This is a genomic window from uncultured Veillonella sp., from assembly GCF_934230905.1.
Lineage (GTDB): Bacteria > Bacillota > Negativicutes > Veillonellales > Veillonellaceae > Veillonella.
Map to the genome: position 1 here is coordinate 30799 of NZ_CAKQFJ010000001.1, position 25735 is coordinate 56533.

The following is a 25735-nucleotide window of genomic DNA, read 5'->3' on the forward strand; positions in this document are numbered from 1 at the left end:
ATAATGATAGACAGAGTATTAAAATTAATCGAGTATATTTTGTGGTTAGGTATTCTTTTCTTCATTTAAATCGAGTATTATATGTATATATCAATGATTATTAATCTAGAGGGGGAATAAACCATGAATATAGTAACTCGATTTGCTTGTGCTGCTGTTCTTACATTTGCGGTAGGTGCTATGATGCCAACGCATGCTGATGCGGCTGCTGGCAGATTTATCGAAGCACCTCGTGAAGTAAATATTGTAAAACCAACTATGCCGACTATTCCAAGTGGCATTGCTGTAGCAGATCATATGCGAGTGCGTTTCTTAATTAATAAGCAAGGTAAAGTTGAAAATGTCTTTGTAGAACAATCTTCTGGGTATGGTCCTGTGGATGAAGCGATAAAAGCGGCCATTAAACAATGGCAATTTACACCAGCTATTGGTACAGATAAAAAAGCACATCCTTCTATTATTGGCATGACGATTACTCTACCTAAACATGCTGTAACAGCTAAATAAGGAGAATATGATGAATAAAGTGTTGCGTTGTACTTTGTTGAGTGCGTTGTTTGTAATTAGTATGGTAGCTTCTGTGTTGGCGGCTCCATTTCAACTTCCTGTAGCGATATCTACACCGTCCTTAGATCAAATTAATATCGCTAGTTATGGTGGTGCAGCTCATAGTGCTGATGTGCGTTTCACCATTAATGAAGATGGCTCTGTAGGAGACATAGAGGTTGTAAAGTCTAGTGGTGTTAGTGCTCTTGACGAAGCACTTGTAGAAAAAATCTCTACATGGCGATTTAATCCTGCTACAGATTCTAATGGTAATCCTGTTGCATCTTCTAAAACTGAATATATTAATTTTGAAAACTAATGAAAGACGCTCATACTTAGTATGGGCGCTTTTTTATGTTCTGGTGAAAGTATTTTTGGCTTAATTATGTTGGAATAAATAGAGATATAGTATATTCTATGGGTTGTTTTTGTGGTTATGAATTTAAAATTTTTCGAATGTATCTAAATATGTATCTGTAGCAACTGAAAATTACTATCAAAATGATATAATGAAATCAGAATCATTAATCAACCTTTGGAGGTATACACATATGAATCCATTAAAACAGAAATTAGATATTAACAATGAACGTTATAGAATTATTGTATCCGTTAAAGAAGATTATTTAGATGGCAAATTGTCCTTAGAAGAGGGCAACCGCATTTTGAAAGAAAAATTAGGCACTTGTACACCTGATGAGTTTGCTTACGCGGAGCAAAGCTTGAAAGGTGTGTATCAAGACGATGAAATCCTCGAAAAGATGGATGATTTGTTAAATTTATTTGACGGTGTATTAGTGCAAGCTGAAAATGAATATCCTGAAAATCATCCGTTGTGGGTGTACTTAGAAGAAATCAATGCTGTAGAAAAAGTAGTTCTTGAAGCAAAAGAATTGTTAAAACAAGAGAACTTTATTAAAAATCCGTGGCTTGGAATTTTTGACTCTTTAGCACAGTGGCGTACTCATTTGTCTCGTAAGCAAAATCAATTATATCCAATGCTTGAGGAGCATGGTTTTGATCGTCCAACGCGTATTATGTGGACCTTTGATGATGCTGTGCGTGACTCTATCTCTGCGTCTTATGCACTGCTTCGTGAAGATAAATACGATAAATTCTTAGCATCCGTGCCAGAAACTTTAGAAAAACTGCTTGATTTGAATGCTAAAGAGATAGAGGTATTGTTGCCAACATCCTTTAAATTATTAAGTGATGAAGAATTTGTGCGTATGAGCAAAAATGACCACGAAATTGGCTATGCTATCATTGATAATCCTGGCCTTTATGTAGTGCCTGGTATCAATGATTCTGCGGCGCAACTAAATGCAAATAACTCCGGTCAAAACGGTGCTGTATCTAATGAGTTCCTAAATGATTTGGCAGGACTATTATCCAAATATGTTGGTCCTGTAGGCGGTGCTGCCGTTGGTAAGGATGCTGTTCTAGATGTAGCCACTGGCAAATTGACATTGGAGCAAATCAATTTGTTATTCCGTCACCTTCCAGTAGATTTGTCCTATGTGGATGAAAATGAACTCATTAAGTTCTACAGTGATACACCACATCGTATTTTCCCACGTAGCGCCAACGTTATTGGGCGTGAGGTGAAAAATTGTCATCCTGCGAAGTCTGTTCATGTGGTAGAAGAAATCGTAGAGAAATTCCGTTCTGGTGAACAAAGCCAAGCGGAATTTTGGATTAACAAACCAGGTTTATTCATCTATGTTATTTATACGGCCGTGCGCGATGAAAATGGTAAATTCCGAGGCGTATTGGAAATGATGCAAGATTGTACTCATATTCGTGAACTTGAAGGTTCTCGTACCTTGTTGACTTGGGATAAGACTAATTTTGTAGGAAATACAGATAATAATGGTAATGATAAATCTCTAGCTCAAGAGGCTGCAGAAGAGGTCGATGAAGAACCACTTACTATCGATGCAGATGGGAGATTCCATATCGATGCGAAGACTACGCTATCTAACTTAATCAAACAAAGTCCTGAAGTGGTAGATTATTTAATTTCTTTGAACCCTAAGTTTGAGAAATTGAAAACTCCGATGGTAAAGGTTATGGCTAAGGTGGCTACTATAAAGATGATCGCAGAGCGTGGTGATTTTAATGTAGATGAGCTAGTCGGCAAAATCGATGCCTTCATTAATAAAGCTAGAAAATAAATATGTTGCACTAATTCCAGATAAGCATGCATTAATTTCTTATAATTCGTCTATTTTATGTATACAAATTTGTTTGAAAAAGGTAAAATAGAAAATAATGAAAGTATTTGCCGAGGCGGTATTTTCTTATCTTAAACTATTTTTACAAGAGAAATTATGTACATATTAAAGGTGAGGATCTGGATACTATGTCGACAAGACGCGTTTGGAAGCAAAGTGAAATTAAAACAAACCCATTATTTTCTAAGATGCGCAGTACTATTGAAACTGCATTTTATGGAAACAATGTAACACCAATAACATCTGTGGCACAAGCATATCAGTTTGCCACTGAAGAACCTGGTGTTATTGTTCTTGATATGCCTGTATTCAAACCTGAAGAACAAGGCTTGCCAGCTGATGCAAAGATTCTTGTAACGAATGATGGGAAAACTACCGGTCGTTATGCAAAGGCTCGCCGTATTATTGGTGATGAAGGCATTGATGAAGTTGAATTGGCCGGCATTGCTCGTGATGCTGTATATGACAGCCGTAACAAAGAATGGATTTCTACACAGGTAGTAGTTGGTCTTGATGAAAAATTTACTGCTCGTGCTCATCTTATGATTCCAAAGGATCATGCATCTATCATGTATTCTTGGGTTATGAACTTTAAATTCTTTGACGCTGCGGTGAAAGAATTTTATAACAATAGTAAAGATATTCCAGAAGGGGATATTTATATCTATTCTGATCCTGATTATGTTGTGCCAGGTCATCCAGGTGGTTTAGCTATTTTTGATCCAGCACATAACTGTGCGATGATTCTTGGAATGCGTTATTTCGGGGAACATAAAAAAGGCACATTAACACTGGTGTGGTCGTTGGCAAACCGTTATGGTTATGTGGCTTGCCATGGCGGTATGAAACGGTATAATCTTAACAATGGTAAAGCTTTCACAATTGGTGTATTTGGCTTATCTGGTTCTGGTAAATCTACATTAACACATGAAAAACACGATGGTCGTTATGATATTTCCATCTTGCATGATGATGCGTATATCATCAATACAAATGATTTATCCTCTGTAGCTATGGAACCGACTTATTTTGATAAAATGCAAGATTATCCTGTGGAACATCCTGCCAATAAATATTTGCTAACATTGCAAAATGTAGGTGTAACCCTAGATGAAAATGGCAACAAGGTTGTGTTGGCTGAGGATGTGCGCAATAATAACGGTCGTGCGATTAAATCTCACTTCTGGACAGATAATCGTGTAAATCAAGTTGATGAACCAGTGAATGCTATTGTGTGGTTGATGAAAGATAAAACATTGCCACCAATCCTTAAAATTGATGATCCAATATTGGCTTCTACTATGGGCGCTACACTTGCTACACGTCGCTCCACTGCTGAAAAACTCGATGCAAACGTGGACCCAAATGCACTCGTTATTGAACCATATGCTAATCCATTCCGTACATATCCTTTAGTACGTGATTATGAAAGCTATAAAAAACTATTTAAAGACTGTGGTGTAGATTGCTACATCATGAATACAGGCTTCTTCTTAGAAAAGAAAATCCCTAAAGAAGTGACTCTTGATTTATTAGAACGTTTGGTAGAAGGCACATTGGACTTCAAACCATTCTATAAATATGAAAACCTTTCCTATGTAGAGGTTCCAGGTTTCGAACCACCATTCCAAGTGCGTGAATACCATCACCAATTACACAAAGCATTTGAGTTCCGCTCTGAATACGTGGAAAAACTCAAAGGCGGTAAAAATGAATTGCCACAAGAAGTACTTGATGTACTAAAAACTTTAATGTAATACCTAAATACGGTGGCGGATAAAAAAATCCTCCTCAAGCCGACACGCTACTGCGCTACGCGGAGCCCGAAGTCGTTTGAGGAGGATTTTTTCATCCTTACTTATTCAGTAAGTACATTAAAGTTTTTATCACATCTGCGTTAATGGAGACACGCTACTGCGCTAAAGCGGAGCCCGAAGTCGTTTGTGAGGGGTTGTTTTTCCTTATCCTTTAGTTTATACATTAAAGTTTTTAGTAGACTAACGTTAATACAGACACGCTACTGCGCTACGCGGAGCTCGAAGTTATTTGTGAGGGGTTGTTTTTCCTTATCTTTAAGCTTATACATTAAAGTTTTTAGTGCATCGGTGTAGGGGGGATAGTATAATGGGATGATTATTTCTCATTACTGTCTTAAATCCTAAAAAACTGGGGAATTAGGCGGAATATTGTTTTATGAAGAGTTTATGAGCGATATGATTGAAAAACATTGTTATAATGGGGGATATAGTAATATTTTTTTGAAATATGTGCAAAATTCAATTGACAATTGTCCGTTCACAAAATATACTTATAGTACATTAAAACATATTTGTTAGATAGGATTTAAAGCCCATAACTTAGGTGGAATTTACCTTACGTTATGATTTGGAATATGTATCCTTATTGTCGTCAGTAGGCCTATGTAGGCCACTAGGAGGTTCAAAATGAGTAAAGACGTGGAAAATAAAAATACCCATGACCATAATCACAGTCATGGTGAACATCATCACCATTGTGGTGGTCATCATCATCACGATCATGACCATGATCACGGTCACGATCATAGCCATGAAAAGGCGCTGCCTACAGATAAATGGGTGCCACACACTCATGAACCAGGCGTGCCTCATGAGCATGGTGTAAATGACTATATGAAAGCTGTTGCTGAGTATCGCAAAACATGGCCTACAAAACAAGATGTAATTGAACAAACACCAGATCCTGCTGTGCGTGAAATGATTCTTCGTATGGAGCAAATCGGTTGTGATACTGTATTTGATCGTTTTGATAAACAACAACCACAATGTACATTTGGTATTGCTGGTGTATGTTGTCGTATCTGTTTCATGGGCCCTTGTAAAATTACACCTAAGAGCCCTCGTGGTGTCTGCGGTGCCGATGCTGACCTTATTGTAGCTCGTAATATGACACGTGCTGCTGCAGGCGGCTTAACTCAACATGGTGCGCATGCTCGTGAAATTTTGATTTCTTTGAAAGCGGCTGCTAATGACCAATTGGATATTCCAATTTTAGGGGAAGAAAAAATCCGTACTGTATGTAAGGCTTTCAACATCCCTGAAGAAGGTCGTTCCTTGAAAGAAGTGGCTAATGATTTAGCAGATGTATTGCTCGAAGATTTGAGCCGTGCATTGCCAGGTGAATATAAAACAATTACCGCATTAGCTCCTGCTGAACGTCGCGAAGTTTGGAAAAACTTGGATATCTTGCCTGTTTCCGCGTACAATGAAGCATTCGATGCATACCATCGTACATGCGTAGGTACAGATGGCGATTGGGAAAGCAACATGAAACAATTCTTGCGTTGTGGTCTTGCTTTCACATTTACAGGCGTAGTAGCTGCTGATATCGCAACAGATGCATTGTTCGGACAAGGCGGCCGCCGTACATCTAAAGTTAACATCGGTGCCTTGAAAAAAGGTTATGTAAATATCGCTGTTCATGGTCACTTACCAACATTGGTTTCTCAAATTTGTAAAATCGGTGCGTCCGAAGAGTATTTAGAAAAAGCAAAAGCTATCGGCGCTAAAGGTATTCAATTCTATGGTATTTGCTGCTCTGGCTTATCCAGCATGTACCGTTATGAAAATGTAATTCCATTGTGTAATGCTATCGGTGCTGAACTTGTACTTGGTACAGGCGCTCTTGATTGCTGGGTAGCTGACGTTCAAGACGTATATCCTGCTATCATGGACGTAGCACGTTGCTTTAACACAAAAGTTATTACTACATCTGATGCAGCTCGTTTGCCAGGTGCTGAGCATATCGGTTACGATCATCACCACACTAACTTAGCTGAAACAAAAGAATTGGCTCGTAAAATTTTGGATCGTGCTCTTGAAGCGCATGAATTGCGTAAAGGTATGCCTGTATTTATTCCTCCATACGAAATCACTGCAGAAGTTGGCTTCTCTCCAGAATCCACTGTTAAACATTATGGTTCCTTCAAACCATTGGCAGAGGCTTTAAAATCTGGTAAAGTTCGTGGTATCGTTAACGTAGTAGGTTGTTCCAACCCACGCGTTATCTACGAAAAAGCTACTGTAGATATCGTTGATACACTTATTAAAAACGGTTGTATCATCTTAACAAATGGTTGTGCATCCTTCCCATTAATGAAACTTGGTTACTGTAATACAGATGCTATTAAAAAATGTAGTCCTGCATTGCAAGAGTTCTTGGGTGATGATCAACCACCAGTATGGCATGTTGGCGAATGTGTAGATAATGCACGTTCCTCCGGTATCTTCGGTGGTATCGCAGCAGAATTAGGTCTTAACTTGCCTCAATTACCATTTGCTATGTCTAGTCCTGAATGGTCTAACGAAAAAGGTATCGATGCATCTCTCGGCTTCCGCTTGATGGGGATTAACTCTTACCACTGTGTTGAACCACCTACACAAGGCTCTGATGCTGTAACAAAATGGTTGAAAGAAGACACTAAAGACATCTTAGGTTCTGTTATGTATGTTAATACAGATCCTGCTAAAGTAGCTGAAAAAATCTTAGCAGATATTGATGCTAAACGTGCTGCTTTAGGTTGGGCAGAAGTAAAATAATATAATATAAAATAAACAAAAGACCCTCTCCATAATCCTCCACCGCCCAGGTCTGTTCCTTCGGAACAGGGGCAAAGTCGGATTCTGAAGAGGGTCTTTTTTATATGTAGGCGTAAAAGACAGAGCAAAGTCGGACGTACTGAGAGGGTTATTTCATTAGAGGTAAACTTTAAATTAGTAAATCTAAATGATGAGTTTTATTTTCTACGTTTTAGACTAATTAACTAATAATTATTTATGAAAGAATAAAAGCGTCAGGTAGGCCTGACGCTTCATTTTTTAATCAAAAGCTTATTAACTTAATCTATTACATCATTTATAACTCTGCTATACTAATAACAGGAGTCATTGACGTGAGTTAGGTTCATCACCGAAAGGTGGTGATGCTATGAGTAAATTCGAGAAGATTTATATAATTCTTTTTGTAATTTCAATAGTAATTTCCATCTTAAGTTTATTCAAATAAACTTAAGATAACGCCTAACGTAATAAGTACTACCAATACTTACACGTTAGGCGCATCTTATTTCCCAAATTTTTAGATGAGCCTAACGCTCACACACGTCAATGGCGCTCTTTATGTTTATAGTATACATCAATAACAACATAAAAACAACATAAGAAGTATAGCAATATAGTGTTATACAAGCTCTCATATATGTGTACCTTTTGAAATTAGTACAGGCCTTTACTAATTTTTAGAAGAGGTATACGGCCGAGGTCGAGGCCCTTGGCCGTATACCGTTGTATCTGTTTCGAACGCATAAATTCATGGATAACCGTAATTGCTGTAATAGAAAATATAATTCACCATGTAGATAATCTAATTCACATCTAATTTCTAATGAAATAACCCCCTCAGAGAGTCCGACTTTGCTAGGCCAAGGCCTAGCCGCAGGCCGTTAAGGCGGTGGAGGACGACTGAGGGGGTATTTCATTACCCAAATTAAGGGTGAATTATATTTTCTTTAATGATGTAAATTATATTTTCTATACAGCTATAAGGTAGAACATGAATTTATACGTTCATGTTTGCCCCTTTTCGTACATAGAACCAGAAGCATACAGCCACGGTTACGATATTGAATGCAAGTAGTACTGCAAATGCAGGGTGGATATTACCAAATGTAGAGTATACGAAACCGAAGATTTTAGGTGTAACGAATGCACCATAAGCTGCTACTGCAGCTACGAAGCCAGTGATTAGAGAGGCTTGTAGACCATCGTGGAAGATGTGTGGAATCATACGGAATGTAGAGCCTGTAACAAAACCACAGCATACGAATGTTAAAACAGACATGGCAAAGAAGAATGGGAAGTTATGAATGTCAACGCCTACTGCAATGAGTATAGTTGTTATACATAAACCAATGAGGCCAATAAATGTAATTTTTGTGCCGCTGTTAATTTTATCGGATAACCAACCGCCTACAGGACGAAGACCAGCACCTACAAGTGGGCCAACGAATGCGATGTAAGCGAATGGAATTTCGGGGAACTCTTTGCCAACTAAAAGGCTAAGTGCAGCGGAGTATCCTGCAAATGCACCGAAGGCACATGTATAGAGCAGTGTCATAGCCCAAGTATGTTTATTGCTAAACATTTGAACCAAGCTTTTAGGATTTGGCTTTGGCAATGGTAAGTTTACCATATATTTTAGAATTAATAATAAGGTAATAATGATTGGAATAATCCACATAAGTGCGGCATTGGCTAGGTATACAGGGTTGCCTTTGATGATAGCAGGCGTTACACCGAATACATTACCGAGTGCAGCAGAACCCATAGCAAATGGAGCTAGGAAATAGATTACAGAAACACCGAGGTTACCAATCCCTCCATTGATACCAAGAGCGGTACCTTTTTCAGATTTAGGGAAGAAGTTGCCGATGTAGGCCATGGAGGACGAGAAGTTGGAACCAGCTAAACCGATAAGTGCTGTTAAGATCATAAATGTGGAATATGATGTCGTTGGATCTTGTACCGCAAAGCCGAGCCATACAACAGGTACTAGTAGAATAAGTGTGGAAAAGAATGTCCAGTTTTTACCGCCTACAAGGGCTGGCATATAGGTGTATACAAAGCGTAATGTTGCACCCACGAGACCTGGGAAGGCAGCTAGTGTAAACAACTGTTCTGTGGTGAAATGAAATCCTGCATTATTAAGTTGCGCAGCGATGGTTGCCCATAGGTACCATATGCAGAACGCAATCGTTAATGCGATGGTTGAAATAGTAAGATTTTGTTTGGCGATTTTTTTACCAAACTTTTCCCAAAATTCCGGGTTTTCTGGTTGCCAGTTCGCAACAATCTCTTTGCGACTCGCGCCTACTTGAGGCATTTTCAGTTCTGACATGAGAGCTCTCCTTTAACTAAAACACATGTGATAAAGGGTAGATCTTTTCACACGAATATATGACACATCTCGTTAAAAAACCTTATAAAATATGGTACTATAATAATAAAGAGTGTGCCTAAAATCACACCATTATTATATAAGACAGAATATAATGTGAATGTGACGAAAAACACACTTATCTGAGAATTAATCGGTTATAATAGGAGTAATATACGTAAAGTATATAGTAAATGTGCCTTTTGTGCATAATCTTTTGTGACGGTGACTTTCACAAGCAGTATGCACAAATGACACTGAAAGATGCACGGTGATAGTATGGAACAGGAGTTAATTAACCAGTTACTTGCTTTACCAGGGGAAACAATTCACCTTGAAAAAGGAGAGTTTTTGTTTCACGAAGGTGATATAGCAGATCATTTTTTTATTGTTCGTCAAGGTCGACTTAGTATTAAGAAATTTGAGGCAAGTGGTCATATTTTTGCTCATCGTTTGGTGGGGCCAAATAATGTACTTGGCGAAATTCCTTTGTACGAGACGAATACCCGGACTTACGTGTTCAATGCGATTGCACGTGAAAAATGCTCGGTCTATTCCATCCGTTATGATGTGTTGGAACCAGCCATTGCAAAGGACCATTCGTTGGCCATTGCGATGATGAAAATCTATACACTTCATATGCGGCGACAACAAGCAAAATACAGAGATTTGTTGTTGTATGGCAAAAAAGGTGCATTCTATTCAACACTATTGCGTTTAGCTAATAGCTATGGGATTAAGCGAGATGACGGTATTTACATCGACATCGCCTTAACAAATCAAGAATTAGCTGAATTTGCTGCCACATCTCGGGAAAGTTTAAACCGCATGCTCAGTGAGTTACGAAAATTAGGCTATGTAGCCTATGATAAACACCATCTGGTAATCTGTGACTTAGATGCATTAATCGGATTACTTGATTTAGATAGCGACACGATCGACCCTAATATCAGTAATATCGAATAATTGTGGATATTCGCCCTTGTTGTTGGCATTGCTAACGCAAGGGCTTTTTTGTAGTTTTAAGGAGGACACGAGATGAGTTTATTGTCTCAGAAATTCAAGTTTCTTCGCAAGAAGGACGTATCTCCAAGCGGCCATCAAATAACAGAAGATGGCGGTCGTGAGTGGGAAAATTTTTATCGTGACCGTTGGTCCTACGATAAAGTAGTCCGCACAACACATGGTGTAAACTGTACTGGTTCTTGTAGCTGGAACATTTACGTTAAAAATGGCGTCGTAGCCTGGGAAAACCAAGCTACAGATTATCCGGAAACACCGGATGATATGCCGGATTACGAACCACGTGGATGCCCTCGTGGCGCGACCTTCTCTTGGTATTTATACAGCCCATTGCGCGTAAAATATCCATATGTACGCGGCGAATTGGCTGAGCTTTGGAGAGAAGCAAAGAAAACAGCTAAAAATCCTATCGAAGCATGGAAATCTATCGTAGAAGACCCTGAAAAGGCGAAAAAATATAAATCTGCCCGTGGTATGGGCGGCTTTGTGCGCTCTACTTGGGACGAAGCGACAGAAATCACTGCAGCATCTTTACTATATACAGCAAAAACATATGGCCCTGACCGCAACGCAGGCTTCTCTGTAATTCCAGCGATGTCCATGTTGTCCTATGCAGCAGGTGCTCGTTTCCTTAACCTCATGGGCGGTACACCATTGTCCTTCTACGACTGGTATGCCGATTTGCCACCATCCAGCCCTCAAGTTTGGGGTGAACAAACAGATACTCCTGAATCTGGTGACTGGTACAATGCTGGCTACATCATGACTTGGGGTTCCAACGTACCATTGACGCGTACACCTGATGCTCACTTCTTGACAGAGGTTCGTTACAAAGGTACTAAGGTTGTGTCCGTATCTCCTGACTATGCGGAATCCACAACTTCTTCCGATGCTTGGCTTAATGTGAAAGCCGGTACTGATGCGGCTCTTGCTATGGCAATGGGCCACGTAATCTTAAAAGAATACTACATCGACAAGGAAACTCCATACTTCAAAGAGTATGCTAAAGAGTTTACCGATATGCCATTCCTTGTACGCGTTGAAGACATCAACGGTGCCGTACAACCTGGTCGTTTCTTAAATGCTAAGGATTTGGGTAGTAAAGAAGAAGGCGCCGATTTCCAAACTGTATTGATTGATGAAACAACAAACGAAATCGTTGTTCCAAACGGTACAATGGGCGATCGTCATACACATCCTGAAAAATGGAACTTGCGCCTTGAAAACCGCGATACAGGGGCTAAAATTGACCCTCAATTATCCGTATTTGACCAACGCCAAGATGTGACTGTTGTTAAATTACCGTACTTTGGTGATGAAGAGCATGAAGGTGTTATTGAACGTGCTATTCCAACTATTACAGTACAAACTGTAGATGGTCCTGTGAAAGTGACTACTGTATACGACCTCATTCTTGCTAACTATGGTATCGATCGTGGTATCGGTGGTGAAGTGGCTACAAGCTATACTGATGACACTCCATACACACCTACATGGCAAGAAAAAATTACTGGCGTAAAAGCAGATATTGCGATTGCTACAGCTCGTGAATTTGCAGACAATGCAGAAAAAACTAAAGGTCGGTCCATGATTATCATGGGTGGTGGTATCAACCACTGGTACCATGCAGATGTGATTTACCGTACAATCTTGAACCTTATCATGTTCTGCGGTACTGAAGGTGTTAACGGTGGTGGTTGGGCTCACTACGTAGGTCAAGAAAAACTTCGTCCAGTTGAAGGTTGGGGCGGTATCATGACAGCTAACGACTGGAGTAAAGCTCCTCGTTTGCAAAATGGTACATCTTGGTTCTACTTTGCTACAGAACAATACCGTTCTGATTGCATCGACTTGGCAGACCGCGTATCTAAATTAGCTAAGCCTCGTTATCGTCACCCTGGCGATTATAACGTATTAGCGGCTCGTTTAGGTTGGTTGCCATCGTATCCTACTTTCAATAAAGGTAGCCAAGACTTGATTAATGATGCTCGTGCAGCTGGTGCTGGTACAGAAGCAGAAATTAACCAATATGTGGCGCAAGCGTTGAAAAACAAAGAATTACAATTCTGCGTAGAAGATCCTGCGGCTAAAGAAAACCACCCACGCAACTTGTTTGTATGGCGTGCGAACCTTATCGGTTCCTCTTCTAAAGGCCATGAATACTTCTTGAAGCATTTATTAGGTACTAAAAATGCGGTATTAGAAGATGACGATGCACCTACACGTCCAGAAGAAATCAAATGGCGTGAAGCTGATGGGGCAGGTAAACTTGACCTCTTAATCGATATCGACTTCCGTATGGCTTCTACTGGCCTATACTCTGATATCGTATTCCCTGCAGCTACATGGTATGAAAAAGAAGACTTGTCTTCTACAGATATGCATCCATATGTACACGTATTCCAAGCGGCTGTTGATTGCGCATGGGAAACTAAATCTGACTGGGATACATTCCGTACCCTTGCAGAAACAGTATCTCGCGTAGCAAAAGAGTCTGGCTTCACAGAATACGAAGATATCGTAGCATTGCCTCTTGGTCATGACAGCCCAGGTGAAGTGGCTCAACCAGAAGGTAAGGTTCTCGACTGGAGCAAAGGTGAATGTGAACCAATTCCTGGTAAAACAATGCCTAACCTCGTTCATGTAAAACGCGACTATAGCCGAATCTTCGAAAAATTCATTGCTTTGGGACCTAACATCGAAAACAAAATGGGGGCTCATGGCATGGCTTGGGATGTATCTGATGAATATCAAACATTGTATGCACAAAATGGTACAATCGATAATCCAGAATTCATTTCACATGGCCGTCCAAGCATTTACGAATGTAAAGAAGCTTGTAATGCTGTATTGACATTATCTTCTTGTACAAATGGTAAATTGGCTGTTCGCTCTTGGAAAGCGATGGAAGAAAAAACTGGTCTTTCTGGTCTTGAAAAGAACGCAAAAGGTCGCGAACAAGAAAAAATTACTTTTGATGACATGGTTCGTCAACCACGTTTTATCATTAGCTCTGTAACAAGTACTGGTAAGAACGATAAAAACCGTCGCTACTCACCATTTACAACATCTACAGAAGATAAGGTACCATTCCGTACCGTAACAGGTCGTCAATCCTTCTATTGTGATCATGAAATGATGCGTGATTATGGTGAAGCTATGGCATTGTATAAACCTGTATTGAGCTATAAACCAGTACAAGGTGACTACAAACAAGAAGGTATTCCAGAAATCACATTGAAATACTTAACACCACATAATAAGTGGTCTACACATAGTATGTATTTCGATAGCCAACAAATGTTGACATTATTCCGTGGTGGTCAAACCATTTGGCTTAACGAAGACGATGCCGCAGAAATTGGCGTTAAAGATAATGACTGGGTAGAAGCTTTCAATAAAAATGGTGTAGTGGCAGCTCGTGCAGTTGTATCCCCACGTATTCCTCGCGGTATTTCCTATATGCATCACTCCCAAGATCGTCATATTAACGTTCCTGGTACGCAAGTTAAGAAAGATCGTCGCGGTGGTACACACAATGCACCAACTCATATTCACATGAAACCGACACATATGATTGGCGGTTATGGTCAATTGAGCTATGGCTTTAACTACTATGGCCCAACTGGTAACCAACGTGATATGACAATTGTGGCTCGTAAATTGAAGGAGGTGGATTGGCTTGAAGATTAAAGCTCAAGTATCCATGGTCCTAAATTTGGATAAGTGCTTAGGCTGTCATACATGCTCTATCACTTGTAAAAATACATGGACGAACCGCGAAGGCGCGGAATATATGTACTTTAATAACGTGGAAACTCGCCCAGGCGTAGGGTATCCACGCAATTGGGAAGACCAAGAAAAATGGAAGGGCGGCTGGACTTTAGATAATTCCGGTAAATTAGCTCTTTCTACAGGTTCTAAAACAAATCGTTTGATGAAATTATTCTTCCATCCTGAACAACCAGAATTGAAAGATTATTTCGAACCTTGGACATATGACTATGAAACATTGATTCATGGTGGTCGTAAAAACAACCAACCAGTTGCACGTCCTCGTTCCCTTGTGACTAAACAAAAAATGGAAGTGACTTGGGGCCCTAACTGGGATGACGATTTAGCAGGTGGTCAACATGCTCGTTCCGATGTGAACTTAGCTAAGATGGGCCAAGATATCGTATTTGATTACGAAGAAGTATTTATGCGTTACTTGCCACGTCTTTGTAATCACTGCTTGAACCCTGCATGTGTGGCTGCGTGTCCATCTGGTGCAATCTACAAACGCGATGAAGATGGTGTGGTTCTTGTATCTCAAGATGTATGTCGTGGTTGGAGACATTGTGTTCCTTCTTGCCCATACAAAAAAATCTTCTATAACTGGGAAACTAATAAAGCTGAAAAATGCGTATTCTGTTACCCACGTTTAGAAAATGGCTTGCCTCAAATCTGTGCTGAAACTTGTGTAGGTCGTATGCGCTATGTTGGTGTTGTATTCTACGACATGGACAAAGTAGAAGCTATGGCGGCTACAAAAAATGAACAAGATATTTATGAAAATACATTAGATTTGATTTTGGATCCTCATGATCCAGAAGTTATTAAAGCAGCTCGCGAGGAAGGTATTTCCGAAGCATGGATTAAAGCAGCTCAAAAATCTCCTGTATACAAACTTGTTAAAGAATGGGGCGTGGCATTGCCATTGCATCCTGAGTACCGTACATTGCCAATGGTTTGGTATGTGCCACCACTCAGCCCAATCTTGCAACGTGTAACATCTGATGTATACTTGCCAGATGCACATGAAATGCGTGTGCCTGTACAATATTTAGCTAATCTGTTTACAGCAGGTAATACTGATATCTTAGCTCGTACATTGCAACGTGTTCTCGACATGCGTGAATATATGCGTCGTCGTGAAACAGGTGACGGTCCTATTGAACACAAAGTTGATTTAACAGATGAGCAAATGTACGGTATGTACAAATTGTTAGCATTGTCTAAATATAATGATCGCTTTGTTATTCCTTCTGATGTAAAAGTATCTCGCGAAGGTCGCCTTGAAATGCAACACAATCGTGGTTTTGCTTGCCCTACAGGGGGATGTCAATAATGAAGGATGCTCAGAAAATCGCTCTTATTGCGTCATTTCTTCTACGCTATCCTGATGAACAATGGTATAACGAATTACCTGAGTGGAGAGAGGACGCGCAATCCGTTGCGCATCCTCAACTTCGTCAAGGTTTGTTAGAATTCTTCGACTATGTAGAAGAATCTGATAAAAGAGAATTCGAAGACCAATATGTTCGTACCTTTGATTTCAGTCAAAATACAACGATGTACTTATCGACTTATGAATTACAAGGTACAGGGGAACAAGCAGAAGAACTCGTTAAATTCAAAGCTTTCTTCCTTGAAAATGGCTATGATTTGCCAAAAGAAATGCCGGATTATATTCCTGCACTTCTTGAATTATGTGCTGTTATCGATGAAGATAAAGCAAAAGAAATTTACGACTATTGTAAGCCAAAATTGGAATACATTAGAGAACGCTTCATTGAGGCTAAACTGCCTTATGCATTCTTGTTTGATATTATCTTGTCTGTTGCAAATGGATTGGAGGACGGTGCACGATGAATCTATTTCTTTGGGGCGCATTGCCTTACATCGCATTCACCTTCTTAATCGTAGGTACCTTGGTTCGTTTCTTCTATTTTGAAAGAAACTGGACTACAAAATCGAGTGAATTTTTAGAGAAAAAACAATTGCGTATTGCTAACCCATTGTTCCATTTTGGTTTGCTATGCGTTATCGGTGGTCACGTTGTAGGTGTATTAATTCCTAAAACTTGGACGGCTGCTATTGGTATTAATGACCATATGTACCATGAAGGTGCGTTATATATGGGTGCTGTTGCTGGTATTATTTTCATTGTAGGTTTCTTGCTTTTGATGAAACGCCGTTTTACTGTGCCTGCTATGAAAGTTAACACATCTGGCCTTGATAAATGGTTATATTTGTTCTTAACATTAGCTATTTTCAGCGGTATGGCTGGTACGTTGCTTAATGCATCTGGTTTCTTTGATTACCGCGTATCTATCGGCCCTTGGTTCCGTAGCTTAGTATCCTTTATGCCGGATCCATCCTTGATGGAAGGTGTCCCATTCATGTTTAAATTCCACATGTTGGCTTGGATGGTCGTGGCTATTATCTTCCCATTTAGCCGTTTAGTACACTGCTTAAGTGTTCCACTCAATTATTTGACACGTCCGTTTATTGTATATCGTAAACGAGATCACAAATAATTTAATAATTGATAGTCTATATCATATCTTGTGATATACTACCATTCTTATTACCCTCGTAATTGTGAAAGTTATTACTTTCATAGTTGCGAGGGTTTTGCTGTTTATTATGCTGATTATAATCCATTTAGCTGTTATGATTGTTTCTATACTATTACATATGAGTAACTTTCATATTTCTATGTGAGATTGGAATACATTTTCACTTTACTATGATAATGAAAATTGATATTATTTATATGACGTTCTGTGAAATGATAGAGGATTAAATGTGAGGAGTCTCGGTAATGGCAGAGGTAGCAAAAAAACAGTATAAAAGTAAATATCATATTTTGATTTGGATTGCAGTATTATCATTAGCTTTTATGGGAATGCTTGAATATGGTTATTTAGGTACTGGTAAAGGTCACTGGTTTTGGAAGCTTCATCTTGGTTTAGTACCTTATATTTCCTGGCTTGTACTAACATATATAGCAACACGACCAAAATGGTTTATTACACGATATAATCCTACTGAAATGTATCAAGTTCATCGCATTGTAGGGATTGTAGGCGTTGTGATGGTATGTATCCATTGGTATATATACTTCCTTAAAGCGTTAGATAATCCATTAGCATTTTGGGCCGGCTATATATCAACTGCCGCTATGCTCATTGCATTGATATTCGGTGTTATCTATTTAACTACTTGGATTGGCAATAAGGCCAAATCCATGTCTCGAAAAAAAGCTATATGGATTCATCGATTGAATTTGGTTGCTATTGTAGCAGCTAACCTTCATGTGCATGGATTTGGCCGCATTTCTAAGATGGTGCCATTTATGCCAGCGCTCGATGTATTTACATATGCTGTTGTTCTTTACTATATTTATTGGATGATCAAACAAAAATAATAATAAGAATTTCGTATATGTATTCTTGCTATAAAAACTCTCGTCTCTATTGTTTTGCTTAGAGATGAGAGTTTTTTTGTACCCCTAGTTTTTTACCAGATTGGAAGAGATGGTCTTTTTGGTCTGTTTACGATACAATAGGAACGTAAGTATATTTAAATAATGTATTATAATTAATAGCTTGAAGGTTATATGGATATTTCATGGAAGCGCATTATCTATTTGATTTGTGCTATACAAATTGGTGCAGGCATTACCATTATTGGCGTGTTGTCATTTATACCTTTATATTTGGTGGACTTAGGGCTGACCAATCAAGGTGAGGCGGCTATGTGGGCTGGACTTGTATCTGGTGTAACCCCTTGTATGGTTGCATTAAGTGCTCCTTTTTGGTCGCGAAAAGCGAACGAACTTGGACCACGGCGTGTTATGATGTTTATACTTGCTACTCTGATGCTAGCTGTTGGTGCTTGTGGTTTTGCACAAACACCAAGCCAATTGTTAGTATTGCGTACATTACAAGGCTTGGTGGGTGGTTTTGTACCCATTGGACTTGGTATTATTGTATTAATAACACCAGAGGAACATGTTCCATGGGCAATGGGGCTATATCAAGCTTCCATGGTGATGGGCTTAGTCTTTGGTCCTCTCATGGGAGGATTAGCGGCTGACTTACTGGGCTATCGGGCTCCATTTTTTATGTTTTCCATATTATCTGGTTTGTGTTTATTAGGTATTTATCTATTAATGCCTAATTTACAGCATACACATAAGGTGGACTCGAAGGAGTCACAATGGTCATTAATACAATCGTTTTTGTCCATACCTCGCGTTCGTTTGCTTGTAATCATGCAATTTTTATGTAATTTTGGTATTACTGGTATAGGCCCTATATTGCCGCTGTATATTAAACATTATATGCAGGTCAATGATGAGTTTGTAGCTACTATTGTAGGTATTATTATTTTTGGGGCTGGTTTGTTCAGTGCTTTGGCCTCTATTTCAATTGGTCGCTTAACTAAATGGATGTCTATGCCTCACATATTATTAACAGCAACCTGTGGTGTAGGTGGATTTTTTATCCTTCAATACCTTATGCCTAATGTGTGGAGCTTAGGTATATTTCGGACTATTGCAGGGTTCTTTATGGGATTTATCACTCCTATAGCCAATACTTTGATTTCGAAGGCGGTACCTAAAGAACGTCGAAGTATTGTATTTGGCGCTGTATCTAGTGTAGCTATGATGGGGAATGTATTGGGACCTATTATTAGTGGAATGATTGCCAATTGGTTTGGTTATGGTCTCGTCTTTTGGAGTACTGCGGGAATCTTTTTTTTAGCTGCTGTGTTTGTGTGGCGGTGCCTATTACGGGAGAGTATCTAGGGTTCTAGATAGTAATAGGTTTATTGTTTGAAATTATGTGTATAGAGAGAGTTTATCATGTTATTAAAACAATTGGAGTATTTTGTTTCTGTTGTAGAGCATAATAGTTTTACACAGGCTGCTTATGAAAATTATGTGTCGCAATCGGCTATTTCACAACAAATTAAATCATTAGAGGCCAGTTTAGGTGTGCCATTAATGGTGCGTGAAAAACGGAGCTTTCATTTAACTCCTGCAGGAGAGTACTTATATCGTAATGGTAAACATATGATGCTACGAATTAAAAATTTGCAGGAGGAGACGGCACGTATTGGTAAGAATGAGCGGAAATATTTGCGTATTGGCTACTTAAATCGCTATAGTGGTATAGCATTACAACAAGCTTTAATGCGCACGACAAAGCGGTATCGTGATCTCGATGTGCGTATGTATAGTGGTAGTCATTCTGAGTTATACCAGATGCTCGATGATAATTTAGTAGATATTATTTTTAATGATTATTGGCAAATGACAAATGACTACGATTTTAATAGTTATGCCATTAGTACAGCTACCGTTATAGCAGAGGTGCCGAAAGGCTATACAACAGAAGGCGCGGTGGAGCTTAAAGAGCTTCTGGATTTACCACTGATTCTGGTTTGTGATGAAGATCAACGTCTGGATGAAGAAAATAATTATCGTAAATCTCTTGGGTTTGCTGGATCTTTTATACATGTTAAAAATCTAGAGGAAGCACGTTTTCTCGTTGCTGCTGGTCAAGGTATATTGTTAGTAGATCGATTTAAATATTTAGTAGATTCTATTCCTGGAATCGAACGTAAATGTATATTAAGTTATGGTAAGCCCATAGAAAGAGATTACTATTTTTATGTCAATGCACAGAATCTTAATACGTATGCAGAAGCATTTAAAGATATCTTTTTACAAGTATTAGATGAATTTTAATTACAATTCTATATAAAAATAAAAACAGGCATTTCTTGAAACTAGACTACTATAAAATGCAGTAATAAGCAGTAGTAGTTTTAAGAAATACCTGTTTTGTGTTTATGTGGATGATATCATTACGATATCATCATTATGATTCCATCATAGATAAGCTTTACGCCGTATATGATTAATATGGACCCACAAGCGCGATTAATCCATACTAAATGAGATATTTTGATTTTCTTTGCAAGAAGGTATATGACTCCCGCTAAAAAGCCAAACCAGATGGGTGTCATCGCGAGGAATCCAAAGAAGAAGTGATAGATGCTTTCAGCAGGAATATTAGCGCGAAAGGCGCCGAGCATCATGGAGGCATCGATGACGGCCTTTGGATTGCCCCATGTAACGAGGAGAGCCATTAACAGAATGTTTTTGATGGGGATATTCGTATCAACCTTTTTGAGAGAAGGTGTAGCCTTAAATGTTTTATATCCCATGTAGGCTACGAGTATGCCGCCTGCAATCAGAATAATCAGCTTAAAGAATGGCCATGTTTCGAGCAAAGCTCCTATACCATAAAAGGCCGCTGTACTCAAGGTCATATCGAATAGACCAATGATGGTGATGGTCAACAGAATACGTGGCAATGGTTGGACGAGGGCCGTGTTGATGATATATAGATTTTGCATTCCAATCGGTGCAAACGAGGCGAGACCTACTAATAAACCTTGTAAAAAGTACATACAATCCCCTTTTTATTGATGTATATAATGTAAATTTATATGATTAATAAAAGAATAGATCCCCATACAGTGTGTTATACACACTATATAGAAATCTATTCTGTCTTAAATCTATCTTTAGTTTATTCTACCATAAACCGATGACATGTTGCATCCCTAGGCTGACTAGAGCGATACAAATCCAACAAGCAGCGCCTAATGCAAGTGCACTGCCACCAGATTTGATGAGCTTAATAAGATTGGTGTTAAGCCCAATAGCAACCATGGCCATGGTAATGAAGTATTTAGATACGGTTTTGAATATATCTAAGAAATGAATATCTACGTTAGCGTAGGATAATATTGTTGTAATAAGAGAGCAAATTACAAAGTAGAGTACGAATTTAGGGAAGATAGCTGTGATGTTAACGGATTCTGCGTTTTCACTGGCTTTAGCAGCCTGTTTTGTTTTGTATACTTGATAGCTAGCAAGTCCTAAACAAATAGGGATAATCGCTAATGTACGTGTTAACTTAACGATGGTAGCATATTCAAGAACCTGTGTACCAGTGCCTTTCATACTATCCCATACAGCAGCTGTTGCTGTTACAGAGGATGTGTCGTTAACAGCAGTACCTGCAAATAGGCCAAAGCCCATATTAGACAATCCAATAGCATCGCCAAGAGGTGGGAATACAAAGGCTGCAACTACGTTGAAGAAGAAGACAACAGAAATCGCTTGGGCAATATCTTGATCGCTAGCTTTCACAACAGGCGCTGCGGCAGCAATGGCACTGCCACCACAAATCGACGAACCAACGCCGATTAATACGGCTGTATTAGAATCAATATGTGTAGCCTTAAATATAATGAAAGATACAATAAGCGATGTAGCAATGGTGGAGATGATAACTGGCAAAGAAACCCAACCTACATGTAATACTTGTGTGATATTAAGCCCGAAGCCGAGAAGGATAACAGCCCATTGTAGAATTTTTTTGGAAGTGAATCCGATACCGGCACCTGTTTTTTCTCGTTTCCAAGATGTGAATAAAGAACCAATAATAATACCGAGAATAATTGCAAAAATTGGACTGCCGATAAAATGGAAATATTGTCCTAATAGCCAACATGGAATAGCCAGGATTGCACAGAGCAAAATGCCTGGTAGTGTTTTTGCATTGATACCCATCATAAAACCTCCTCATAGTACTTACTTATGGTACATGTATCCTGTGGTATCGCGCAGGATGTATAAATAAACTACAATTTAATAGTACCATAAGTAAGGGAATTAATCGAGGGTATTGTATCTTACGGAGAAACTTTATATAATCAAATATAGGATAATTATGCTTAATGAAGTATGATTCCTATTCATATAAGTAGAGAACAGCAAAATGTCTCATAGAATATGCGAGGTGCATTATGATTGATATTAATGGTATTGTTGAAAAAAATAAGGAATATGTAGCAAAACATCCAGAACTTGCTCAAAAGGGATTGACGAGTCATCCTACGAAAAAGTTAGCCATCGTAACGTGTATGGATACACGTTTAGTGGGCATGCTTGAAGAATCTTTGGGCTTTGAACGAGGTGAAATCATTACAATTAAGACAGCTGGTAATAGCGTTACACAACCGATTGATAATATCGTTCAAAGCTTACTTGTGTCTACGTATGGTATGGGTATTGAAGATGTACTTGTTATTGGCCATGAAAACTGTGGTATGATTGATTTTTCTGCAGAACAATTTATGGAAGCTATGAAAGCTAAAGGTATTAATGAAGATGCTATTCGTATGATTGAACCAGGTCTAATCGATTGGATGGATCGTTTCCATATTTCTGAAGAAAATGTACGATATACTGTAAAATTCTTGCGTCATCATCCACTATTCCCAAGAGGCATGGGATTCTATGGGGGGATGATGGATCCTGATACAGGGGAATTCCGTTATATTGAGGTTTAATTATTTACTCGATGTGTCCCTATTACAATTTTACATTTAGGTTATCAAGAGCCGCTCATACTCTCTCGCTCCACCGGCCGGGTCTGTTCCTATGGAACAGGGCCAAAGTCGCTGCGAGGGTATGAGCGGCTCTTGCTATAACTGTAGATATAAATTAGGTCCCATCGAGTTACATATACATCCAAAGGAAGGCCAAAGTCCCTGTGGAAAGGGACCCTCTATTTCTATGTGTTTTGCATGTAAACTAGTCTCATCGGAGTAATCTTAGCACCTCAATGTAGCGGGATTCCTTTGTATGTATTACAGTTGGATTGTTAACTTTAAAGGGTTTTGTATAGTTGACTGTTGTGGTTGTAGGATTTATACTGTAATTGAATTGTCAACTGACTATATATGGAAAGTTGTTAATACTGATTCGATATGGTAAAGAGGTGCTTGTATGAAACAGTTAGGTGTATCCATTATTGGTACGGATACAGATGTAGGTAAAACGTTTATCACAGGTTTACTTGGTGCATTGGCCGTGGATGATGGCTTTGATGTGGGTATGGTTAAACCTGTATCGTCTAGTGCTGTGCCATTTTCTCAATGTGTAACGATGGATGAAGATGAAATGTGTGTGGGCCTTGAAAGTAAGGATGCTACCTATTTGATGCAGTCTGTAGGTATTCCTGAATCTCGTCGTCATGAGGTAAATCCTATTGCATTAGCTGGTGACTATTCCCCACGTTTAGCGGCAGAATTGGCGGGTGTGGACATTGATTACTCAGAGGTTGTAGACCATGTAAAAACGGTTGTGGCACAGCATGACATTACATTTGTAGAGGGTGCTGGTGGCATTACAACGCCTCTTACAAAAGATATTACATTTACCAATCTTATGAAAGATATTGCCTATCCAGCTATACTTGTAGCTGATGGCCGCTTGGGTTCTATTAATCGTGTTGTTCTTACTTATGAGTATGCTAAGCAGCATCATATTGAAGTCAAAGGTATTATTGTTAATGATACGACTGTAGTAGATCCATTTTTATTAAAGACTAATATTGAAGATATGACACGCTATACTGGGATTCCTGTGTTAGGTGTAGTTCCTCCATATCAAGGTCCTAATCAAGATCGTATCAAACTTGGATGGGGACGTTTTTTTATAGATTCGGCTAAGATTTGGCATGCTCTATGGGGCATTTAGAAAACTATAAATATATGTATAAATGTATAGAGTTTACGTATGAGGTGTTATGATGGCAGAGAAACAACTTTCACAAATCGCACAATGGGACCATGAATTCGTGTGGCATCCATTTACACAAATGCAAGATTGGTTAGAGCAAGAACCTGTAGTTATTGAACGTGGTGAAGGCGTTTATTTAATTGATGATAAGGGCAAGAAATATTATGACGGTGTTTCCTCTTTGTGGGTTAATATTCATGGTCATAATCATCCAGTTCTTAATCAAGCGTTGAAAGATCAAGTGGATAAGATTGCTCATAGTACATTACTTGGTTTGGTGAGCCCTCCGTCAGCTCAACTATGTAAAGAGTTGGTAGAGCTCGCACCAGAAGGGTTAGAGAAGGTATTCTTATCTGATGATGGTAGTACAGCAATAGAAGTTGCTATCAAAATGGCATATCAATATCGTCAACAAGTAGGGCAAACCAAGAAAACTAAATTTATTGCTCTTAATGCAGGTTATCATGGGGATACATTAGGTACAGTATCAGTAGGTGGCATTCAATTATTCCACCAAGTATTCCATAATTTATTGTTTAAACCTTTGACTTTGCCAAGCCCTGGTGTATACCGTGATGTAGCAGATCGCGATAAAGCGTTTGAGGAATCGTTAGCTGAACTTGAACGCATCCTTAACGAAGAAGGAGATGAAATTACCGCTCTTGTTATGGAACCATTAGTACAAGCTGCTGCGGGTATGCTTGTTATGCCTCATGGTTATTTGAAACGTGTACGAGAATTAACGGCTAAACATGATGTATTCCTCATAGTTGATGAAGTAGCCACCGGTTTTGGTCGTACCGGTACATTCTTTGCTTGTGAACATGAAGGTGTATCTCCAGATTTTATGACCTTGTCTAAAGGTATTACAGGTGGGTATTTACCATTGGCGGCCACTTTGACTACCAAACGCGTATTTGATGCATTCCTTGGCAGTTTTGAAGAAAAGAAAACGTTCTATCATGGTCATTCTTACACCGGTAATGCGTTAGCTTGCGCTGTGGCGTTGGCTTCGTTAAAGGTGTTCCGTGATGAAAAAGTGATTGAAGGATTGCCTAAGAAAATTGAAGCTTTTACAAAGGCTCTTAAACCAATCGAACAGTTACAACATGTAAAAGAAGTACGTCAACGAGGTCTTATTGTAGGCATTGAACTTGAAAAGGATGTCGCTACTCATGAAGCCTATCGTCCCAATGATGCGGTAGGTGCGAAAGTAGCTGTTCTTGCTCGTGAACAAGGTCTTATTTGTCGACCTATTGGTGATGTTGTTATTCTTATGCCACCATTGGCTTCTACTGTAGAACAACTTGAAGATATGGTTCGTATTGTAGGTGAAAGCATTAAAAAAGCCACAGAAGAAGAAGGTGTATTAGAAGATTTAAAACCAATTATCTTATAATGGTTGGGTTTTCTTGATGACTGTAAACTATTTTCTATATATTCTCAAAATACGATGATTGTATTGCCTGTCTATGATACTATATATATAAGCATATAAATTCAAAGGAGGTCATCG

Annotated in this window: 19 protein-coding genes; 16 read left to right on the plus strand and 3 right to left on the minus strand. The window is 39.0% G+C overall.

The genetic code is table 11. The features are described from left to right. Window positions 1-123 precede the first annotated feature (123 nt). The 5 genes from Q0E20_RS00130 (at window position 124) to cooS (ending at window position 7360) form a co-directional block, all read left to right on the plus strand. On the plus strand, window positions 124-507 hold the full coding sequence (locus Q0E20_RS00130; protein WP_295994534.1) for an energy transducer TonB: 384 nt from the start codon (window positions 124-126) through the stop codon (window positions 505-507). A 10-nt stretch (window positions 508-517) separates the two neighbouring features. Beyond that, window positions 518-865, plus strand: a complete 348-nt coding sequence (locus Q0E20_RS00135) for an energy transducer TonB (RefSeq protein WP_295994687.1) — start codon at window positions 518-520, stop codon at window positions 863-865. A 232-nt stretch (window positions 866-1097) separates the two neighbouring features. Beyond that, entirely contained in the window at window positions 1098-2723 is a 1626-nt protein-coding gene (locus Q0E20_RS00140) for a PAS domain-containing protein (RefSeq protein WP_295994538.1), read from the plus strand. 188 nt (window positions 2724-2911) lie between these two features. Further along, window positions 2912-4540: a phosphoenolpyruvate carboxykinase (ATP) gene (locus Q0E20_RS00145; RefSeq protein WP_295994542.1), complete on the plus strand. Its 1629-nt coding sequence runs from the start codon at window positions 2912-2914 to the stop codon at window positions 4538-4540. A gap of 687 nt (window positions 4541-5227) precedes the next feature. Beyond that, window positions 5228-7360: an anaerobic carbon-monoxide dehydrogenase catalytic subunit gene (gene cooS / locus Q0E20_RS00150; protein ID WP_295994543.1), complete on the plus strand. Its 2133-nt coding sequence runs from the start codon at window positions 5228-5230 to the stop codon at window positions 7358-7360. A gap of 1018 nt (window positions 7361-8378) precedes the next feature. On the opposite strand, the gene Q0E20_RS00155 is transcribed toward cooS, so the two are convergent. Beyond that, window positions 8379-9716 (minus strand): MFS transporter, encoded by a 1338-nt coding sequence (locus Q0E20_RS00155; protein WP_295994546.1) that lies wholly within the window; start codon window positions 9714-9716, stop codon window positions 8379-8381. 303 nt (window positions 9717-10019) lie between these two features. On the opposite strand from Q0E20_RS00155, the gene Q0E20_RS00160 reads away from it, so the two are divergent. The 8 genes from Q0E20_RS00160 to Q0E20_RS00195 all read left to right on the plus strand — a co-directional run bounded on the left by Q0E20_RS00160 (window position 10020) and on the right by Q0E20_RS00195 (window position 20304). Next, window positions 10020-10721: a Crp/Fnr family transcriptional regulator gene (locus tag Q0E20_RS00160; protein WP_295994549.1), complete on the plus strand. Its 702-nt coding sequence runs from the start codon at window positions 10020-10022 to the stop codon at window positions 10719-10721. Between the two features lie 72 nt (window positions 10722-10793). Beyond that, window positions 10794-14471 carry a nitrate reductase subunit alpha gene (locus Q0E20_RS00165; RefSeq protein ID WP_295994553.1) on the plus strand — a complete coding sequence of 1226 codons (3678 nt, stop codon included), beginning with the start codon at window positions 10794-10796 and terminating at the stop codon, window positions 14469-14471. Continuing rightward, window positions 14461-15888, plus strand: coding sequence for a nitrate reductase subunit beta (gene narH / locus Q0E20_RS00170; RefSeq protein ID WP_295994556.1), 1428 nt, complete (start codon window positions 14461-14463; stop codon window positions 15886-15888). The genes Q0E20_RS00165 and narH overlap by 11 nt, the downstream gene beginning before the upstream one ends. Next, the gene (gene narJ, locus Q0E20_RS00175; protein WP_295994560.1) at window positions 15888-16412 is read left to right on the plus strand and encodes a nitrate reductase molybdenum cofactor assembly chaperone; all 525 of its coding nucleotides are present in this window, start codon (window positions 15888-15890) and stop codon (window positions 16410-16412) included. Before narH ends, narJ begins: the two co-directional genes overlap by 1 nt. Next, the gene (narI, locus tag Q0E20_RS00180) at window positions 16409-17080 is read left to right on the plus strand and encodes a respiratory nitrate reductase subunit gamma (protein WP_295994564.1); all 672 of its coding nucleotides are present in this window, start codon (window positions 16409-16411) and stop codon (window positions 17078-17080) included. Before narJ ends, narI begins: the two co-directional genes overlap by 4 nt. Before the next feature lie 287 nt (window positions 17081-17367). Further along, a complete protein-coding gene (locus Q0E20_RS00185; protein ID WP_295994568.1) occupies window positions 17368-17973 on the plus strand; it encodes a hypothetical protein in 606 nt (201 codons plus the stop codon). 192 nt (window positions 17974-18165) lie between these two features. Continuing rightward, the gene (locus Q0E20_RS00190; RefSeq protein ID WP_295994570.1) at window positions 18166-19359 is read left to right on the plus strand and encodes an MFS transporter; all 1194 of its coding nucleotides are present in this window, start codon (window positions 18166-18168) and stop codon (window positions 19357-19359) included. A gap of 57 nt (window positions 19360-19416) precedes the next feature. Further along, on the plus strand, window positions 19417-20304 hold the full coding sequence (locus Q0E20_RS00195) for a LysR family transcriptional regulator (RefSeq protein WP_295994573.1): 888 nt from the start codon (window positions 19417-19419) through the stop codon (window positions 20302-20304). Between the two features lie 119 nt (window positions 20305-20423). On the opposite strand, the gene Q0E20_RS00200 is transcribed toward Q0E20_RS00195, so the two are convergent. Together Q0E20_RS00200 and Q0E20_RS00205 are read right to left on the minus strand one after the other, a co-directional pair. Then, window positions 20424-21032 carry a LysE/ArgO family amino acid transporter gene (locus tag Q0E20_RS00200; protein ID WP_295994576.1) on the minus strand — a complete coding sequence of 203 codons (609 nt, stop codon included), beginning with the start codon at window positions 21030-21032 and terminating at the stop codon, window positions 20424-20426. 127 nt (window positions 21033-21159) lie between these two features. After that, window positions 21160-22203 (minus strand): YeiH family protein, encoded by a 1044-nt coding sequence (locus tag Q0E20_RS00205; RefSeq protein ID WP_295994688.1) that lies wholly within the window; start codon window positions 22201-22203, stop codon window positions 21160-21162. Between the two features lie 236 nt (window positions 22204-22439). Here Q0E20_RS00205 and Q0E20_RS00210 point away from each other — a divergent pair, with 236 nt between their 5' ends. The 3 genes from Q0E20_RS00210 to bioA all read left to right on the plus strand — a co-directional run bounded on the left by Q0E20_RS00210 (window position 22440) and on the right by bioA (window position 25618). Beyond that, window positions 22440-22985, plus strand: a complete 546-nt coding sequence (locus Q0E20_RS00210; protein ID WP_295994579.1) for a carbonic anhydrase — start codon at window positions 22440-22442, stop codon at window positions 22983-22985. A gap of 439 nt (window positions 22986-23424) precedes the next feature. Continuing rightward, window positions 23425-24177 carry a dethiobiotin synthase gene (gene bioD / locus Q0E20_RS00215; RefSeq protein WP_295994581.1) on the plus strand — a complete coding sequence of 251 codons (753 nt, stop codon included), beginning with the start codon at window positions 23425-23427 and terminating at the stop codon, window positions 24175-24177. A gap of 52 nt (window positions 24178-24229) precedes the next feature. Further along, the gene (bioA, locus tag Q0E20_RS00220; RefSeq protein WP_295994691.1) at window positions 24230-25618 is read left to right on the plus strand and encodes an adenosylmethionine--8-amino-7-oxononanoate transaminase; all 1389 of its coding nucleotides are present in this window, start codon (window positions 24230-24232) and stop codon (window positions 25616-25618) included. The last annotated feature ends 117 nt before the right edge of the window (window positions 25619-25735 follow it).